We start from the raw sequence: 16,480 nt of genomic DNA on the forward strand, positions 1-16,480 counted from the left end.
ATGCAGGACATTCGTGCCACCGACTACCACACTGCGGGAGAGCCGTTCCGCATCGTCACCGAAGGCGTCCCGGAGATTCCCGGCGCCACCGTGCTGGAACGGCGCGAACACGCCCAGCGCGATGAACAGGTCGACGCGGTGCGCCGGCTCCTGGTCAACGAACCTCGTGGCCACGCCGACATGTACGGCTGCTTCGTCGTGCCACCCGACGACGAGGGAGCACACTTCGGGGTGCTGTTCTGGCACAAGGACGGCTACTCCACAGCGTGCGGACACGGCACCATCGCGCTGGGTACGTGGGCCGTCCGGAGCGGGCTCGTGGACGCCGCCCCGGACGGGGAGACCGACGTCGTGATCGACGTACCGTCAGGCCGCGTCACGGCCACGGTCTCCTGCGTGGCCGGCGAGGTCCAGGAGGTCAGCTTCCGCAACGTGCCCGCGTACGTTCTCGGTCAGGGCATCGCCGTGAACACCAGCCGGGGCCCGGTACGCGCGGACATCAGCTACGGGGGAGCGATCTACGCCTCCGTCGACGCCTCGGTCCTCGGGCTGTCGGTCAACCCCGAGCATTACGGTGATCTGCTGGCGCTCGGCCGCGAAATCAAATGGAAACTCAACGGCACCGAATGGGCCCGGCATCCGAGCGAACCGCGGCTCGACGGTATCTACGGCACCATTCTGTTCGAGGATCTCGGCCGACGGTCCGACGGCCCGCACCAGCGCAACATCACCGTCTTCGCCGACGGTGAAGTGGACCGGTCGCCGTGTGGGTCCGGCACCTCGGCGCGGGTCGCGCTGCTAGCATCATCGGGGCAACTTGCCCCTGACCAGGTGCTAACGCACGACTCGGTGGTCGGAACACGGTTCCTGGGCCGCGTCGTGCAGGAGTTGGAAGCAGAAGGCCGCCCGGCCTACGTTTCGGAGGTGCGGGGGATGGCCTACCGAACTGGTGAACATCATTTCGTTCTTGAGGCCAACGACCCCGTCGGACTGGGATTTGCGCTGCGATGAAGGAGACAAGGGGTGACACCGCGACCGGGCGCCTGGCCCCGGACGCCCTCTCTCTGCCTCAGTTCGGCGGCCGGCCCAACCTTCGGCAGGAGATCGCCCACATCCTGCGGGGCGCGGTCATCACGGGACAGATGCGACCCGGCGTGCTCTACTCCGCGCCGACCCTCGCCGAGCAGTTCGGTGTCTCCGCCACGCCGGTGCGCGAAGCGATGCTCGACCTCGCCAACGAGGAACTGGTCACGATCGTTCGAAACAAGGGCTTCCGGATCAAGGAGCTCAGTGACCGGGACCTGGACGAGATCACGTCGCTGCGCGCACTGATCGAGGTGCCCACCGTGGCCGAGATCGCCCGGGCCATCAACGAGCCCACCAGGGCGGCGGTTGAGGAGCTGCGTCCGCTGGCGAAGGAGGTGGAGCGGCTCGCCGAAACCGGCGACCTCATCGGCTATGTCGAGGTCGACCGGCGTTTCCATCTGTCGTTGCTCGCCCTCGCCGGCAACCGCCATCTCATCGACGTGGTGGCGAACCTCCGGGCCCGCAGCCGCCTGTACGGCCTGCAGGGGCTCGCCGAGCGCGGCGAGCTGGGGCGTTCGGCCGCCGAGCACGAGCAGATCGTCGATCTGGTGGTGGCCGGGGACGCGCAGGGGGTGGCGGAGCTGATGCGACGCCACATCGGCCACGTTCGCGGCTCCTGGGCCGGCTACCACGAGCCCTGACCGGCAGCACCACGCGAAGCCCGGTCCACCGGGCGAACGGCGGGATGCCACATGAATCGTCGCTGGGACCAGCAAGGCGTGCACGCGACCATTGCCTCGTCAGCGAGGGCGGAACCGCACTGACGAGGCAATGATCACGGGAGGGCGTCGCGGCGCCTGACTACTGCTCGACGACCGTGATCGTCGCCGTGCGGTAGTTGTCGCGCTTGTCGTTGTTCGACGGGTCGTAGTTCTGCTCGATGTTGCCGGCGCTGTCGACCGAGAACCAGCGGAACGTGGTGGTCTCGGTCACGTGGAACACCTGCCCCGGCTCACGGAACTCGGTCGCTGCGTAGCGCGGCGACTCGAGGGTGGGCCGGCTGCCGTCCGTCGTGTAGTAGATGGTGGCCGGCTCGCTCGTCTCGAAGCGCACGTCGACGGGCCCGGAGTACGTCCCGTCGCCGGGAACGAGCCGGGACGTCGGCTTCTGGTTGTCCTTGCCCCACTCCGCCGCGATCCGGAACATCTCCATGATGCCGTTGGCGTACTCCATCGTCTCGGAGTGGCCGCTGACGAGGTCCGGGTTTCCCACCCACGCCGGCTGGAACGAACCGCCCTGCCAGTTGCCGGTGGCCGGGTTGTAGACCGAGCCGCCGACCTCCCAGCCGAAGGCGTAGATCCCGTAGGTGTGGTAGAGGTCCTCGCGCACGTTGCCCGCGGAGGAGTAGAGGACGTCCGACGAGCCGCCGACGTTCTCCGGCGTGACGACGGTCTGCCGGTTCGCCTTGACCTGCGACAGGATCCTGGCGGCCGACTGCCAGTAGAACGCCTCGTCACCCAGCGGCGGACGCGGCGTGGTGATCCGCCCGTCCGCGATGTAGGCGCCCGGCTGCCAGAACAGCTGGCCGCCGTTGGAGTGCACCGACATCATGAACTTGATGTTCGAGTACTTCTCGACCAGCCAGATGATGTTCTTCGACTCGGGCTCGGACAGCTTCTCCGGTCCCTGGTAGGTGTCGCCGACGCAGCTGTTCGACCCGCCCGAGTAGCCGTCCTGAGCCGACCCGACCCGGTAGTTCCGGTTCAGGTCGACGCCCCAGGAGTTGCGCCGGGCCGGATCGGCGTTGTCGTCCGCGCAGTGGTTCGTCATGTTCCGACGCTGTGAGGCGAAGTTGTAGAAGCTGTAGTTCGCCCCGTCGGGGTTGTTGGACAGGATGAGGAAGATGTCGGTGTTGTCGACGATCTTCTTCGTCTCCCAGTCGGCCTTGTAGTTGTGCACCAGACGCTCGGCCGCCTCCAGGCTGGTCGTCGCGGGCACCCATTCGCGGGCGTGGTCCTGCGCCTGGATCAGCACACCCGGGTTCCTGCCGTCGCGGTGCTTGCCGATCCGCAGGACGGGGATCGTGGCGGGGCCGCGCGGCACCTCGCCCTCCGGCGCGCCGACGCGCTTCTGGTCGAGGAAGTCGGTCAGCGCGACCGGGCCGGAGGTCGCCGCGACGATGCCGGTGCCCGCGTTGGTGCGATACGGGTGCGCCCGGTCGACCAGGCCCTGGGACTGGCTCTCCAGCGCCGCCGCCACCTGTGCGGCCGTACTCGCCGGCCCACCGGAGGCGTCCTTCGCCAGGAGGACGCGGATCGCCTTGCCCGCAACCTCGACCCCGAGCGGGAGGTTCGCCCCCGGCCGGTTCACGAACTCGACGGTGATGTCGTTGCCGCCCTCGTGGCCCCATGCGGCCGAGCTGACGACGACAGCGCTCTGCCCGGTGCCGCCGATCGTGGCCTGCGCCTTCCGCTGGTAGCCGTTCGTCTTGTTCGGCAGGTAGACGATCTCGGCGATGTCCGGGTACTGGCGGGCGATCTCCTCGGCGCGGCTGAAGAGCTGCTGCGGGTGCCGGTAACCGTCGACGAAGTCCCACTTGTAGGAGGGGTTCGCCGTCAGCGGAGGCGCGCCGTCCTCGAGCCAGTTGGAGACGTAGCCGGTGGCGACGCCCCCCGTCGAGCTGGTGACCCGGATCTGGCTCGGGCGGGCGTCGAGCTTGAACAGGTTCCGGTGGAACATGTACTGCCCGGAATCGACGAACCGGCTCATTGTCCGGGCGGAGCCGAACGAGGTGTCCGGGCCCGAGTCGTTCTCGAGCTGCATCGTGACGATCGGGTCCGTCTGCGCCCCTTCGGTGGTCCGCGCCTCGACGTAGAGGAAGCCCTGGCCCTTCGTCGTGAACCAGTCGGCACGGGCGATCCGTACCGTCTCCTGGTGAGCGAGCGGCTGCACAGCCTCCGCGCGGAGGGCCTGGGCCTGGAGGCCGCCGTCGGCCTCCTCGCTCCAGGCGAAGCCCTCGCCGTCGGCGAGGATCTCGACGCCCAGCGCCTCGAGTTCGGCGACCTGCTCGGCGGTCGCCACCGCCTCGCCTTCGATGCCGGTCGGCACGCGCCGGAGACCGTGTTCGAGATCGAAGCCGGCGGCGACCACCTTGTCCAGCATGTCGGCGCCGGTCAGGTGGATGCGTACGAGGCGTGCGGCCTCCGGAACCTCGAGGCTGGATCGTCCTGAGCCCGCCGTGGCCGCCGATCCGGCGGGATCCGCACCCGCGGGGCCGGTTGCCATGAGGACACTTCCCACCAGGGTGGGCAGCGCGAGAAGCGCGATGCGTCGTTGTATGCGCCGCATTCTCCCCTCCTTCTGCTTGCGACATGTGGTTGACGTGGTGGCCGGCCCGGCTGCGGGCGGGTCGAACCACCGCGACGGTCATGCCGAGCTCGCGCAGGGTCGGCCCGTGCGCGACGGTGGTCGCCGTCGTGACGGAGTCGGGGAGGACCGTGAGAGAGCTGGGTGCGTCGAGCGTATGCAGGGTCTTCGCTTCGAAGGATCGGCCGACCTGGATTTGAGAATTACTTGAGGCGTCGCGCGACGGTGAGCATGACGTCGCCTTGCCTCGGCGGCGAGGACGAGCAGCCCCTCGCTGCACTCCGCGCGACGCGACCACCGCGCCGGACCCGGTCGGCAATGGAGCACTCCCGCCTGAAGGATCCACGACAGATGTTGACCGTACATGTAGCGTCTACTACATTGGCGTCAGTGGTTACTACCGCGCGGACCTTGGGAGGTTGACTTTGCCTGCCGATTCCTACGGAGGCAGCCCGGCGCTGCGCGACCCCGCCTTACACGTGCTGGGGTTGCTGCCGGCGGAGGTCGAGTACGCAGACGTACGGGTCGTGAACCGGACCCACGAACTGGTGTTGGTCGAACTCGCCGGCCCGGGTGACGTGGTTTACGAGGAGTCGGTCGGCCTGGGTGTCCGGGTGCTGGTCGATGGCCAGTGGGGCTTCGCCGCCACCCACCGGTTGGACTCGCACGGCCTCTCGGAGGCGGTGCGTCAGGCCGTCGGCCAAGCCCGGGCGGCGGGGAGCGGACCACCGGTTCGGCTCGGTGAACCGGTGACCACGCGCACCCGGTGGGCCTCGCCGATGATCCAGGACCCGTTCCGGGCGCCGCTGTCGGACAAGCTCGATCTGTTGTCGTCGGTGGTCGACGAGGCGCGGACAGCGGGTCCGCAGGTCCAGCGGATCGAGGCGTCGATGGACTTCTTCCGCGATGAGAAGGTGTTCGCCAACACCGAGGGCGCGCTGATCGAACAGTCCGTGACGGAGAGCGGCGCCGGCCTCGTGGTGTACGCCAGCAACGGCGACGACGTGCAGCGACGGTCCTACCCGCAGGCGGTGCCGCGCAACATCCGTGGCCAGCGGGGTGACTTCGCCACGGCGGGCTACGAACACATCCCGACGCTGCGGTTGCCCGACGAGGCGGCTCGGGTGGCGTCCGAGGCGGTGGCGCTGCTGACCGCACCCGAGTGCCCGGACGAGACCACCACGCTCGTCGTCTCCGGTTCGCAGCTCGCCCTGCTGCTGCACGAATGTGCGGGGCACCCGATGGAGGCCGATCGGGCGCTGGGCACCGAGGCCAGCCTGGCCGGCGGCACGTACGCATCCCCGGAGCGCCTGGGCAGCTTCCAGTTCGGTGCGCCGATCGTCTCCGTCTACGCCGACGCGACGATCCCCGGGGCACTCGGCTCGTACGGATACGACGACGAGGGCGTACCGGCGCAGCGGACCCAGTTGGTGCGCGACGGCGTCTTCGTCGGTTACCTGTCGGGCCGGGAGTCCGCCGCCGCCCTGGGCGAGCAGTCCTCCGGCGCCGCGCGCGCCGACGGCTGGCAGCGGGTGCCGCTGGTGCGGATGACCAATCTCTGCCTGGAACCCGGGGACTCCTCGTTGGCCGAGATGGTGGCGGGGACCAAGCGGGGCGTCCTGGTCGACATGACGAAGAGCGTCTCCATCGACGATCAGCGCCTCTCCTTCCGTCTCGGGGCCGAGGCGGGGTGGGAGATCCGCGACGGCAAGCTCGGCCGGCTGCTGAAGAACTGTTCCTACTCAGGGGTGACGCCCCGGTTCTGGGCCAGGTGCGACGCGCTCGGCGGCCCGGACGAGTTCCGGGTGCACGGCATCCCCTCGTGCAACAAGGGAGAGCCGTTGCAGGTGGCGCACATCGGCCACGGCACGGTTCCGGCTCGCTTCCGAGAGGTCCAGGTGGGGATCAGGTGAGTGTCGACGAGAGCGTCCGTGCCGACGAGGTCGGCATCGATCCCGCCGCGGTGCGGGACGCACTGCGGGAGTTCGGTGCGGGCACCCGGCTCGACGTGTCCGGCGAGCGCATCGGGCTGTTGCGCTACGCCTGCTCCCGGGTGATCACCCAGCACAGCGAGCGGCGGTTGCGGGTGCGGGTGCGGGTTGCCCGCGACGGCCGCGTCGCCTCCGGCGCGCTGGAATCTCTGGCGCCGTCGGAGGTACGGGCGCTGGCCGGCCGGCTCGCCGACGCGTTGGCCGTGCTGCCCAAGTGCGAGTCGGGCCGGGTGGACACCAGGCCCGACGCGCGCGAGGCGGTGCCACCCCAGGTCAGCGAGGCGACGCTGCGAGCCGGCGCGGCGGAGCGGTACGCCTGGTTCGACGGCGTCCGGACCGGGCTGGGTGACCGGCTGCAGCTCGGGGGCGCGGCGCGGCACAGCGTGACCGAGCGGATCGTCGCGGACACCGACGGGCTCTTTCAAGCCGAGACCCTGACCCGGGCCTCGTTTCAGGCGATAGCCGACGGCGGCGGCCGGTCGGCCAGCGTACGCCTGCTGGACTGGGACTCCGCCCGTATCGGGGTCGACGGGGTGGCCGACCGACTGCGCGCCGAACTGGCGCCGCTGCCCACGCGGGAGAAATTCGCCGGCACCTGCCGGGTGGTGCTCCGGCCGCAGGCCGCCATCACGCTGCTGGCCACCTACGGGTACGCGGCGCTCGGCGCGGCCGGGTACGCCGACGGCCGTACCGCGGTCGCCGGGCGGCTGGGCGAACAGGTGGTCAGCGATCTGCTCACGCTCGTCGACGATGGCGCGGACCCGGACGGGCTGCCCAGCGCTTTCGACGTCGAGGGCACCCCGCGCCGGCGGACGTCGCTGATCGAGAACGGCGTACTGAAGGGGGTCGTGTCCAACCTGGAGCAGGCGGGAGTCACGGGAGGTGCCTCCACCGGACACGGCGTACCGCTGGGCTGGCGGTTCGGGGCGGAACCGGCGCCGTCGCACCTTCTGCTCCGGTCCGGCGAGGCGACCGAGGCGGACCTGCTGGCCGGCTGCGAGGACGGCCTCGTGGTCAGCCGGCTCGACTACCTGCGGGTGCTGCACCCCAAGGACACGCTCGTCACCGGTACGACCCGGGACGCCACGTTCTGGGTGCGCGGTGGTCGCATCGTCGCCTGGCATCCTCAGGTGCGGCTGACCTTCCGGATGGATGAGGTGCTGCGCGCGGTACTGGCCGTGGGGCGGGACCGGGAGCGCGGCGAGGCGCCGTTCATGGAGAGTGTGGTGGCGCCGGCACTGCTCATCGACGCCGGGCCGTTCGTGCTGGGCGGCGCAGGTGACTAGCGCGCCGGTCCGGGGCGACTCGGCCGCGTTGCTCGCCGAAGCGGAGGGATGGACGGCCCACAACTACCACCCGCTGCCCGTGGTGATCGCGGCGGCCGAGGGCGCCTGGGTCACCGACGTCGCCGGCGAGCGTTACCTGGACTGCCTGGCCGGCTACTCCGCCCTCAACTTCGGCCACCGGCACCCCGTGCTGGTGGAGGCGGCCCGCAGGCAGCTCGACAGCGTGACGCTGACCAGCCGGGCGTTCGTGCACGACCAGTTCGGGCCGTTCTGCCGGGAGCTGGCGCAGCTCTGCGACGCCGACATGGTGCTGCCCATGAACACCGGTGCCGAGGCGGTGGAGACGGCGGTCAAGGTGGCGCGGGCGTGGGGCTACCGGGTGAAGGGGGTGCCGGACGGCCAAGCCACCATCGTGGTGGCCGCCAACAACTTCCACGGCCGGACCACCACCATCGTCAGCTTCTCGACCGACCCCGACGCGCGCGCCGACTTCGGCCCGTACACCCCGGGCTTCCGGATCGTGCCGTACGGCGATCTGGCCGCCGCCGCGGCGGCGGTGGACGGGACCACCGTGGCGGTGCTGGTCGAGCCGATCCAGGGCGAGGCCGGGGTGCTGGTGCCGCCGGACGGCTACCTCGCCGGACTGCGCACGCTCTGCACCGCGCGCGGGGTGCTGCTGGTGGCCGACGAGATCCAGTCCGGGCTGGGCCGCACCGGCCGGACGTTCGCGTGTGAGCATGAGGGTGTCCGGCCCGACCTTTACGTGCTGGGCAAGGCGCTCGGGGGAGGGGTGGTGCCGGTGTCCGCGGTGGTCGGTCGAGGCGACGTGCTCGGCGTGCTACGGCCGGGCGAGCACGGGTCCACCTTCGGCGGCAATCCGTTGGCCTGCGCGGTCGGACGCGCGGTGGTCGGACTGCTGCGCACCGGGGAGTACCAGGAGCGAGCCCGCCGGCTCGGCGCGCTGCTGCACCGGCGGCTGGCCGCCCTGGTGGGGCACGGTGTGACGGCGGTACGCGGCCGGGGACTGTGGGCCGGGGTGGACATCGATCCGAGGCTGATGACCGGCCGGCAGGCGTCCGAGCGGCTGCTCGCGCGGGGCGTACTGGTCAAGGACACGCACGGCTCGACGATCCGGCTGGCGCCGCCACTGGTGATCGAGGCGGACGAGGTGGACTGGGCCGTGGCGCAGCTCCGCGAGGTGCTCGTGTGATGGACCTGGCGCCGGACGACTCCCGCCTCGGCCTGACCGGCCACGCGGAGCTGCTCCGCCAGGGCGGCTGGCTGGTGCCACGCCGGTTGCCGGCCGCGGGACGCGAGCCGACCATCGATCCGGGACTGCTCGAGTCGGCCGGCATGCCGGCCGGGGTGCGGTTGGAGTTCACCACCGACGCACGTGCCCTCGAATGGGACGTCGACGTGCGGTTGCCGAAGGTGCCGGTACGGCCGCTGGCCCCGTTCGACGTGGTCGTCGACCGCCGGCGGGTGGCGCGCCGGTTCATCGAAGGGACCGGGGTGGTGGCCGTCGACGGCCTGCCCGCCGGGCGCAAGCGGGTCCAGATCTGGCTGCCCCAGTACGGGTCCAGCCGGCTGGGCCGGCTGCGGCTGTGCGGGGCGAGCCTGGTGGTGCCGACACCGGCCCGGTCCCGCTGGATCACCTATGGCAGCTCCATCACGCACTGCACCGGCGCCGACGGTCCCTCCGAGACGTGGCCGGGCCTGATCGCGACGGCCAACGACTGGCACCTCCGCTGCCTCGGCTTCGCCGGCGAGTGCCACCTGGATCCGGTGGTCGCGCGGTACATTCGGGACACCCCGGCCGATCTGATCAGCCTCTGTGTCGGCGTCAACATCCACGGGGCGTCGTCGTTCGCCGCGCGCTCGCTGGCACCAGCGCTGGTCGGCTTCGTGCAGACCATCCGGGACGGACATCCCCGTACCCCGATCGTGCTGATCACCCCGATCGCCGCCCCGGAGCGGGAGCGGGCGACCAACGCGGTCGGGCTGACCCTGGGGGAGATCCGGCAGCGCGTCGCCGCGGTCGCCGTCGGCTTGCGCTCGGCGGGCGATGACGATCTGCACGTGCTCGACGGGCTGACGGTGCTCGGCATGGCGGACGGCCACCTGCTGCCGGACGGCCTGCACCCGAATCAGGACGGCTTCCGCTTGATCGCCGAGCGGCTGGCGCCGCGTCTGGCCGGGCTGCTGGCCGCCGGTTCCGGCCGCGCGACGCCGTAGGCAGCACTTCGTCCAACATCGTCAGCAGGACAGGGCCGTGATCGCCCGGGCACGGGCGGCACAGGGCAGTCGCCGTCCGCGGTAGTGTCCCGCGGCCGGCGACCGTCCTGTGTGCGGGCTCGTGCCCGGCCTGTCAAGCGGACGCCAGCGCCGGAGCGTGGAGCTTGCCGGGCCGGGTGGGGCCGTCGTAGAGGTTGTGGGGCACCACGGCGTAGTCGTTGGTGCACGGCGGCCCGGCGGCGATGCGGTATTCGCCGGTCGTCAGGTCGACCAGGCTCGAGGCGATCGTCAGCTGCGCGTCCACCGGATGATCGGCCTCGTCGGGGTGGGTGCACACCGAGTACGGCGCGGAGAAGTGGTCACTCATGGCGGTCCGTGCGACCGCCGGAATGTCCCGCTCGGTGCGCGCCCGCCGCAGCGCCTGGCGCACCCGGTAGCCGCGGTAGAGGGAGTCGATGCTCGACGGCCGGTACGTGGGCTCGATCTGGCTGGGCACGAAGGCCTCGAAGTGGTTGGCGTGCACCAGCAGGCCGTCGGTCGGGTAGAGCCAGCCGTGCCGTCCCGGCGTGGTCTCCACATCGATCGCGAAGTCGTCGCGGTGGGTCAGCAGCACGTTGGTGGAGAACGACTGGCGCACCCGCAGCACCGCCCGCAGGGCCGCGTTCATGTCCCACTGCTCGAGCACCTTGCGGCGGATGAAGTTCAGCGGCACGCCCATGTCGGCGGGGATCGACGCGACGAGTCCGTTGCCGTTGAGGGCGAGTCCGGTGGAGTTGGCGCCGTGCTTGCCGATCTGGCCGGCCTCGACCTGCATCAGGATGGTGGGCTTGCCGGGCTGCTCGATGCGGAGCAGGACGACCGTGTCCCGTACGCCCTCGCGCCAGTCCCAGTTCTGTCCGCAGTAGACGTGACCGTCACCGCTCGCCTCCGACATGATGGCGAACGAGGTGCACTCGCCCGGTACGTCGTCGAAGGGATTGACGTGGGAGAGCTCGGCGCGTCCGTTGAGCGCGAGGATCTCGCCGAGGTTCCGTCCCGATCCCTCGGCGATGCCCCGCATCTCGTCCACCGCTCCGGGCAGGTAGTCGTCGATGTACGGCACCCAGGCGTGTGACCGCTCGACGACCTGATTCCAGGACAGGGAGGCCGACCGGGCGAACAGTTCCGCGTAGAACGCGATGGCGGTCTCGATCTGCGGCCGCGCCGCCTCGCCGTAGACGCGGCCCCGCTGTACCGGGTCGGCACCGGAGATCTCGATCAGTGGGATGGTCAGTGCTGTCACGCGCACTCCTTCCGGTCGCCCAGGCTGTGTGCGGGGCGACGGTCAAAACATGCGACCATCGAGCCGGCGGACGCGACCGCGTCGACGGCAGGTACCGGTAATGTAGGCTCTACTACATAGGGGGTCAATAGCTGTGGTAAATACTACGGACCGGCGGGAGCCGACGCTGGCCGAGCGGGTGGCCGCCAGCCGGGACAACCTGAGCCGGGCCGAGTACGCCGTCGCGCGGTACATGGCTGAGAACCCGCAGGAGGTCGCGTTCGCCTCGGCCGAGGAGTTGGGGCAGCTCACGGGGACCAGTGACGCCACGGTGATCCGTACCGTCAAGGCGCTCGGCTACCCCGGCCTGCCCAACCTGAAGCGTTCCCTGCAGGCCTCGCTGCGGGAGCACTTCACCCCGGCCGGTCGCCTCACCCGGGCGCTCGATGCGGTCAGCGACGATCCCGAGCAGATCTTCGACGCGGTCGTCGCGGAGCAGATCTCGCTCCTGCAGGCCGCCCAGCGCACGGTGCGGCAGGGGGAGTTCAACAAGGCCGTCTCCATCATCAGCAACGCCCGGTACGTGCTGACCTGCGCGGTCGGGGTGCACGGGCAGTTGGCCAAGTACTTCACCACCCGGATGCTGCGGCAGGGCCGGTACGCCCACGTCATCGCGGATTCCGGCTTCCTGGTCGCCGACGCGTTGGTCCCGCTGGCCGAGGGGGACGCCGTCATCCTCGTCTGTCATGAGCCGGCCCAGCCCGAAGACGAAGCGGTCATCGATCACGCCCGTAGCGTGGGCGCCAGGATCATCCTGATCACGGACACCCTCGGCAGCGCGCTGACGGACCAGGTCGACGCGGTGCTCTCGGCCGAGATCGGCCCGCATGGCCTGAGCAGCATCACGGTGACCATCACCATCCTCGAGGCGCTGACCCTGGCGCTGGCCGCCGCCGAGCGGGAACGGGTGTCGGGTGCCATGCGGAAGTTGGTCGCGGTGCGCGAACGCCTCGCCGAAGCGGTCGTCACCGAGGCGACCAAGAAGCGGGGCGTCGTCGGCCGGCGTGGGCGAGGCTCTCGCTCCGTCGCCCCTGAACGGGGCTGATACCGCAACCATTCGGCTGGGCCTCACCGGTGCCGGGCCGGGCGCTTGGTATTTTCTCCTTGCAAAAAACCATTGACCGCGGGTAGCGTCCTGATCGCCGGGCGCCGATGGCGCCCCATCCCGTGAGGTCAACGGCATGAGACTGCTCGTCCTACCCGGTGACGGCATCGGCACCGAGATCACCGAGGCAACCCTGCGCGTCCTGCACGCCACCGACGAGATCTTCCGGCTGGGGCTCGAATTCGAAACCGCGGAGATCGGCTTGGCGAGCCTCGCCGAGCACGGCACCACCCTGCCCCAGCGGGTGGTCGAGCGGATTCCACAGGTCGACGGAGTGATCCTCGGCCCCGTCTCGCACTACGACTACCCGAGCCGCGACGAAGGGGGCATCAACCCCTCGGCCGAGCTGCGGGTGAGGTTCCAGCTCTTCGCCAACATCCGACCCTGCCGCTCCCACCCCGGCCTCAGCGTGCTGCGGACACCGATGGACCTGGTGATCGTGCGCGAGAACACCGAGGGCTTCTACTCCGACCGGAACATGTACGCCGGTTCGGGTGAGTTCATGCCCGACCCGGACCTGGCCCTGTCGGTGCGCAAGGTCAGCGCCGGCGCGTCCGCACGCGTCGCCCGGGCCGCCTTCGAGCTCGCGCGGCGGCGACGACGGAAGGTCACCGCGGTGCACAAGGCCAACGTGCTCAAACTCTCCGACGGCCTCTTCCTGCGAGAGGTCCGCCGGGTCGCGGCCGAATACCCGACCGTCGAGCTGGAAGAGCTGATCGTCGACGCCACCGCGGCACTGCTCGTCCGCCAGCCGGAACGCTTCGACGTCATCGTCACCACGAACATGTTCGGCGACATCCTCTCCGACGCGGCCTGCGAACTCTCCGGCAGCCTCGGCTTGGGCGGCTCCATCAACGCCGGGCACGACACCTGCGTGGCCCAGGCGCAGCACGGCTCCGCCCCGGACATCGCCGGTCGTAACATCGCCAATCCCGCCTCGCTCATCCTCAGCGCCGCGATGCTGCTCGAGTGGCGCGGCAACCGCGACGGCGTACCGGCCCTCGTCGACGCCGCCGAGGCCATCACCCGCGCGGTCGACACCGTGATCGCCGATCCCGCCACCCGCACCTCCGACCTCGGCGGAGCGCTCGCCACGGACGCGTTCGCCGATGCCGTCGCCAGCGCCGTCGAACGCCTCGCCCGGAAGGGAGCCACCGCATGATCGCCTCCGTCGACCCGCACACCGGACAGGAGGTCGCCCGCTTTCCCGCGCTGGCGCCGGCCGAGGTCGACGCGGCGCTCACCGCCGCCGTACGCGCGCAGGCGCAGTGGCGGCAGCGAGGGCTCGCGGCCCGGCTCGCCCTGCTGCGAGACCTCGCCGCCGTGCTCCGCGCCGGAAAGCGGCGGTACGCGCGGCTCATCACCGCGGAGATGGGCAAGCCGCTCGGGCAGGCCGAGGCGGAAATCGAGAAGTGCGCGCTCACCTGCGAGCACTACGCCGCGCACGCCCCGTCGTACCTGGCGGACGAGACCGTCGACACCCCAGGCCGGCACAGTTCCGTGGTCTACGACCCACTCGGGGTGATCCTCGCGGTCATGCCGTGGAACTTCCCGTTCTGGCAGTTCTTCCGCTTCGCCGTACCCGCGCTCGCGGCAGGCAACGGCGCGCTGCTCAAACCGGCCGAGAACGTTCCCCGGTGCGCGCTCGCCATCGAGGAGGTCTGGCGGGACGCGGGCGGCCCGGACGGCCTGGTCCGCAGCCTGCTCGTCGAGGTGGAGCAGGTCGCTGGGATCGTCGCCGACGACCGGGTGGCCGCGGTCACCATGACCGGCTCGACCCGGGTCGGCGGCCTGCTGGCGGCGCAGGCCGGCGCGGCGTTGAAGAAGCAGGTGCTCGAACTGGGCGGCTCCGACCCGTTCATCGTGCTGGCCGACGCGGACGTCCCGGCCGCGGCCGCCGCGGCGGTCGACTCGCGCTTCCTCAACACCGGGCAGAGCTGCGTCAACGCCAAGCGCTTCATCGTGGCGGACCGCGTCGCCGAGGACTTCGTGGCCGCGGTTGCGGAGCGCATCCGTGACCTGCGGGTGGGCGACCCGACGGAACCGGGCGTCACCGTCGGGCCGTTGGCCCGGGCGGACCTACGCGACCAGCTGCACGACCAGGTGCGGCGTACCGTCGCCGAGGGGGCGACGCTGGTGCTGGGCGGTGCGCCGGTCGACGGGCCCGGCTTCCACTACCAACCCACCCTGATCGACCACGTCACCCCGGCCATGACGGCATTCCGGGAGGAGACGTTCGGCCCGGTGGCCGCGGTGGTCCGAGTGGCCGACACGGAGGAGGCGATCCGGCTGGCCAACCACAGCGAGTACGGTCTCGGCGCCGCGCTGTGGACGGCCGATGTCGCCCGCGCGCAGCGGTTGGCCCGCCGGATCGACGCCGGCGCGGTCTTCGTCAACGCGATGGTGGCCTCGGAACCGAGCCTGCCCTTCGGTGGCATCAAGAAGTCCGGGTACGGCCGCGAGCTGGGCCGACACGGCATCCTCGAATTCGTCAACGCGAAGACGGTCTCCGTCGCCCCGGCGCCGGCGGTGGTCCCGGAGCCCGGTCAACGGACCACGGTGGAACCGGCCTTTCCGCCGGTGGTGCTGCGTCCGGCGCAGCTGCCGCCCCGCGAACGGGGCGGCGGTGCCCGTACCGTCCAGCTCGTCACCCGCCGTCGCGGCGCCGACAGCTTCCTCAACGGCATCACGACGTTCGCACCGGGCGGAGCGATCCCCCTGCACGTCCACAACTGTGCCGAGAGCGTGGTCGTGCTGGCCGGACAGGCGATCGTCGAGATCGACGGGGTCGAGGACGAGCTGGGCCCGGAGGACACCACCTACGTGCCCGCGGGTGTCCCGCATCGCTTCCGCAACGCCTCGGCCACCGAACCGATGCGGATCCTCTGGACGTACGCCTCGGTGGAGGCCACCCGCACCATCGTGGCGACCGGCATGACGACCCGGGTGGACGCCGAGTAGGCCGGGTCATCAGGTTGCGTTCGATGCCGCGCCCTATGCTCTGGTGAACGCCGCCAGAGGAGGAGACGGAGCGCGGATGGCGCCGACACCGCTCACCCAGCAGGTCGCGGCGCGGATCCTCGACCACATCCGGGCCAGCGCGATGCCGCGCGGTGCCCGGTTGGTGGAGCGGACCCTGGCCGAGCAGCTGCGGGTGTCCCGGTCGCCGGTGCGCGAGGCGTTACGCCTCCTGGCCGCCGAAGGACTTGTTGAAGCGGCCGAGCGGGGCGGGTACGCCGTGCTGCGGACCGGGGCCGAGCTGCACGGGCCGGCGGGCGCCGAGGACGTGGCGGACGACGACCGCGTCTATTTCCGGCTCGCGGAGGATCGACTCAACGGCGTCCTGCCCGACCGGGTCACCGAGAGCGCGCTGGCCCGGGGATACCGGCTCACCGAGCGGCAGCTGCTGCGCGTCCTGCACCGGATCGAGGCGGAGGGCTGGATCGAACGGCGACCCGGTTACGGCTGGGAGTTCCGGCCTATGCTCACGTCGTTGGACGCCTACCGGGACAGTTACCGCTTCCGCTTGGCCATCGAGCCGGTGGCGATCCTCGAACCGGGGTTCGTGCTGGACCGGGCGGCCGTGCAGGAGGCCCGGGAGCGGCAGCAGCGACTGGTCGACGGGGAGATCTGGACGGTCTCCAAGGCCACCCTCTTCGATCTCAACAGCCACTTCCACCAGACCGTGTTGGCCTGCAGCCGCAACGTCTTCTTCACAGAGGGTCTGAAGCGGGTCGACACGGTGCGCCGGCTGATGGAGTACCGGCAGACGCTCGCCCGCGATCGGGCGCTGGTCCGCTGCCGTGAGCATGTGGCGATAGCCGACCTGCTGCTCGCGGGCGACCGCCGGGCGGCGGCAGCAGCGCTACGCCGTCACCTCTCCACCGTCGGGCCGGAGAAGCTCATCGCCGGCGGCAACGCACCCTCCTGACCGGATCGGCGCGGCAGGTCGATCGGTGCCGGGCCGATGAGGCGTGTCGAAGTCTTGTAGCAATTACCACGACTATTGACCGTGCCTGTAGTGACCCCTACGATACCCTGAGCGGCCGCCGTTAGGCAGCGGTCGATCGTCGATGAACCAACTGTCCGACCGCATCCGGTGAAGCACGGTGCGTCGGTGTCCGCGCAGCCGAGAGACAGGAGTTCGAGC

12 protein-coding genes are annotated in these 16,480 nt (G+C 70.7%); 10 read left to right on the forward strand and 2 right to left on the reverse strand.

Annotated elements, in window-relative coordinates; translation table 11 throughout:
* Both AC0OLQ_RS13120 and AC0OLQ_RS13125 read left to right on the forward strand, forming a co-directional pair.
* Positions 1-1,011, forward strand: a complete 1,011-nt coding sequence (locus AC0OLQ_RS13120; RefSeq protein WP_484531525.1) for a proline racemase family protein — start codon at positions 1-3, stop codon at positions 1,009-1,011.
* Entirely contained in the window at positions 1,008-1,727 is a 720-nt protein-coding gene (locus tag AC0OLQ_RS13125) for a GntR family transcriptional regulator (protein ID WP_484531526.1), read from the forward strand. The genes AC0OLQ_RS13120 and AC0OLQ_RS13125 overlap by 4 nt, the downstream gene beginning before the upstream one ends.
* 160 nt (positions 1,728-1,887) lie before the next feature.
* On the opposite strand, the gene AC0OLQ_RS13130 is transcribed toward AC0OLQ_RS13125, so the two are convergent.
* Positions 1,888-4,374: a M14 family zinc carboxypeptidase gene (locus AC0OLQ_RS13130; protein WP_484531527.1), complete on the reverse strand. Its 2,487-nt coding sequence runs from the start codon at positions 4,372-4,374 to the stop codon at positions 1,888-1,890.
* 443 nt (positions 4,375-4,817) lie between these two features.
* On the opposite strand from AC0OLQ_RS13130, the gene AC0OLQ_RS13135 reads away from it, so the two are divergent.
* Genes AC0OLQ_RS13135 through AC0OLQ_RS13150 form a run of 4 tightly spaced genes read left to right on the forward strand, consistent with a single transcriptional unit; the run spans position 4,818 to position 9,904 of the window.
* A complete protein-coding gene (locus AC0OLQ_RS13135; RefSeq protein ID WP_484531528.1) occupies positions 4,818-6,305 on the forward strand; it encodes a TldD/PmbA family protein in 1,488 nt (495 codons plus the stop codon).
* On the forward strand, positions 6,302-7,669 hold the full coding sequence (locus AC0OLQ_RS13140) for a metallopeptidase TldD-related protein (RefSeq protein WP_484531529.1): 1,368 nt from the start codon (positions 6,302-6,304) through the stop codon (positions 7,667-7,669). The genes AC0OLQ_RS13135 and AC0OLQ_RS13140 overlap by 4 nt, the downstream gene beginning before the upstream one ends.
* The gene (gene rocD, locus AC0OLQ_RS13145; RefSeq protein ID WP_484531530.1) at positions 7,662-8,879 is read left to right on the forward strand and encodes an ornithine--oxo-acid transaminase; all 1,218 of its coding nucleotides are present in this window, start codon (positions 7,662-7,664) and stop codon (positions 8,877-8,879) included. Before AC0OLQ_RS13140 ends, rocD begins: the two co-directional genes overlap by 8 nt.
* A complete protein-coding gene (locus AC0OLQ_RS13150; RefSeq protein WP_484531531.1) occupies positions 8,879-9,904 on the forward strand; it encodes an SGNH/GDSL hydrolase family protein in 1,026 nt (341 codons plus the stop codon). The genes rocD and AC0OLQ_RS13150 overlap by 1 nt, the downstream gene beginning before the upstream one ends.
* Before the next feature lie 133 nt (positions 9,905-10,037).
* Here AC0OLQ_RS13150 and AC0OLQ_RS13155 read toward each other — a convergent pair whose 3' ends face one another.
* The gene (locus tag AC0OLQ_RS13155; protein WP_484531532.1) at positions 10,038-11,186 is read right to left on the reverse strand and encodes a C45 family autoproteolytic acyltransferase/hydrolase; all 1,149 of its coding nucleotides are present in this window, start codon (positions 11,184-11,186) and stop codon (positions 10,038-10,040) included.
* 133 nt (positions 11,187-11,319) lie between these two features.
* Here AC0OLQ_RS13155 and AC0OLQ_RS13160 point away from each other — a divergent pair, with 133 nt between their 5' ends.
* The 4 genes from AC0OLQ_RS13160 (at position 11,320) to AC0OLQ_RS13175 (ending at position 16,261) form a co-directional block, all read left to right on the forward strand.
* The gene (locus AC0OLQ_RS13160) at positions 11,320-12,270 is read left to right on the forward strand and encodes a MurR/RpiR family transcriptional regulator (protein ID WP_357340937.1); all 951 of its coding nucleotides are present in this window, start codon (positions 11,320-11,322) and stop codon (positions 12,268-12,270) included.
* A gap of 136 nt (positions 12,271-12,406) precedes the next feature.
* On the forward strand, positions 12,407-13,492 hold the full coding sequence (locus AC0OLQ_RS13165; protein WP_484531533.1) for an isocitrate/isopropylmalate dehydrogenase family protein: 1,086 nt from the start codon (positions 12,407-12,409) through the stop codon (positions 13,490-13,492).
* On the forward strand, positions 13,489-15,291 hold the full coding sequence (locus tag AC0OLQ_RS13170) for an aldehyde dehydrogenase family protein (RefSeq protein ID WP_484531534.1): 1,803 nt from the start codon (positions 13,489-13,491) through the stop codon (positions 15,289-15,291). Before AC0OLQ_RS13165 ends, AC0OLQ_RS13170 begins: the two co-directional genes overlap by 4 nt.
* A gap of 76 nt (positions 15,292-15,367) precedes the next feature.
* Positions 15,368-16,261: a GntR family transcriptional regulator gene (locus AC0OLQ_RS13175; protein ID WP_484531535.1), complete on the forward strand. Its 894-nt coding sequence runs from the start codon at positions 15,368-15,370 to the stop codon at positions 16,259-16,261.
* Positions 16,262-16,480 lie beyond the last annotated feature (219 nt).

This window comes from Micromonospora sp. Utrum1, from assembly GCF_057197805.1.

What these genes read in the sequence shown, in the direction of transcription:
- AC0OLQ_RS13120 (WP_484531525.1), top strand. Translation starts at nt 1, where the DNA reads ATGCAGGACATTCGTGCCACCGACTACCACACTGCGGGAGAGCCGTTC.
- AC0OLQ_RS13125 (WP_484531526.1), top strand. Translation starts at nt 1,008, where the DNA reads ATGAAGGAGACAAGGGGTGACACCGCGACCGGGCGCCTGGCCCCGGAC.
- AC0OLQ_RS13130 (WP_484531527.1), bottom strand. Translation starts at nt 4,374, where the DNA reads ATGCGGCGCATACAACGACGCATCGCGCTTCTCGCGCTGCCCACCCTG.
- AC0OLQ_RS13150 (WP_484531531.1), top strand. Translation starts at nt 8,879, where the DNA reads ATGGACCTGGCGCCGGACGACTCCCGCCTCGGCCTGACCGGCCACGCG.
- AC0OLQ_RS13165 (WP_484531533.1), top strand. Translation starts at nt 12,407, where the DNA reads ATGAGACTGCTCGTCCTACCCGGTGACGGCATCGGCACCGAGATCACC.
- AC0OLQ_RS13170 (WP_484531534.1), top strand. Translation starts at nt 13,489, where the DNA reads ATGATCGCCTCCGTCGACCCGCACACCGGACAGGAGGTCGCCCGCTTT.
- AC0OLQ_RS13175 (WP_484531535.1), top strand. Translation starts at nt 15,368, where the DNA reads ATGGCGCCGACACCGCTCACCCAGCAGGTCGCGGCGCGGATCCTCGAC.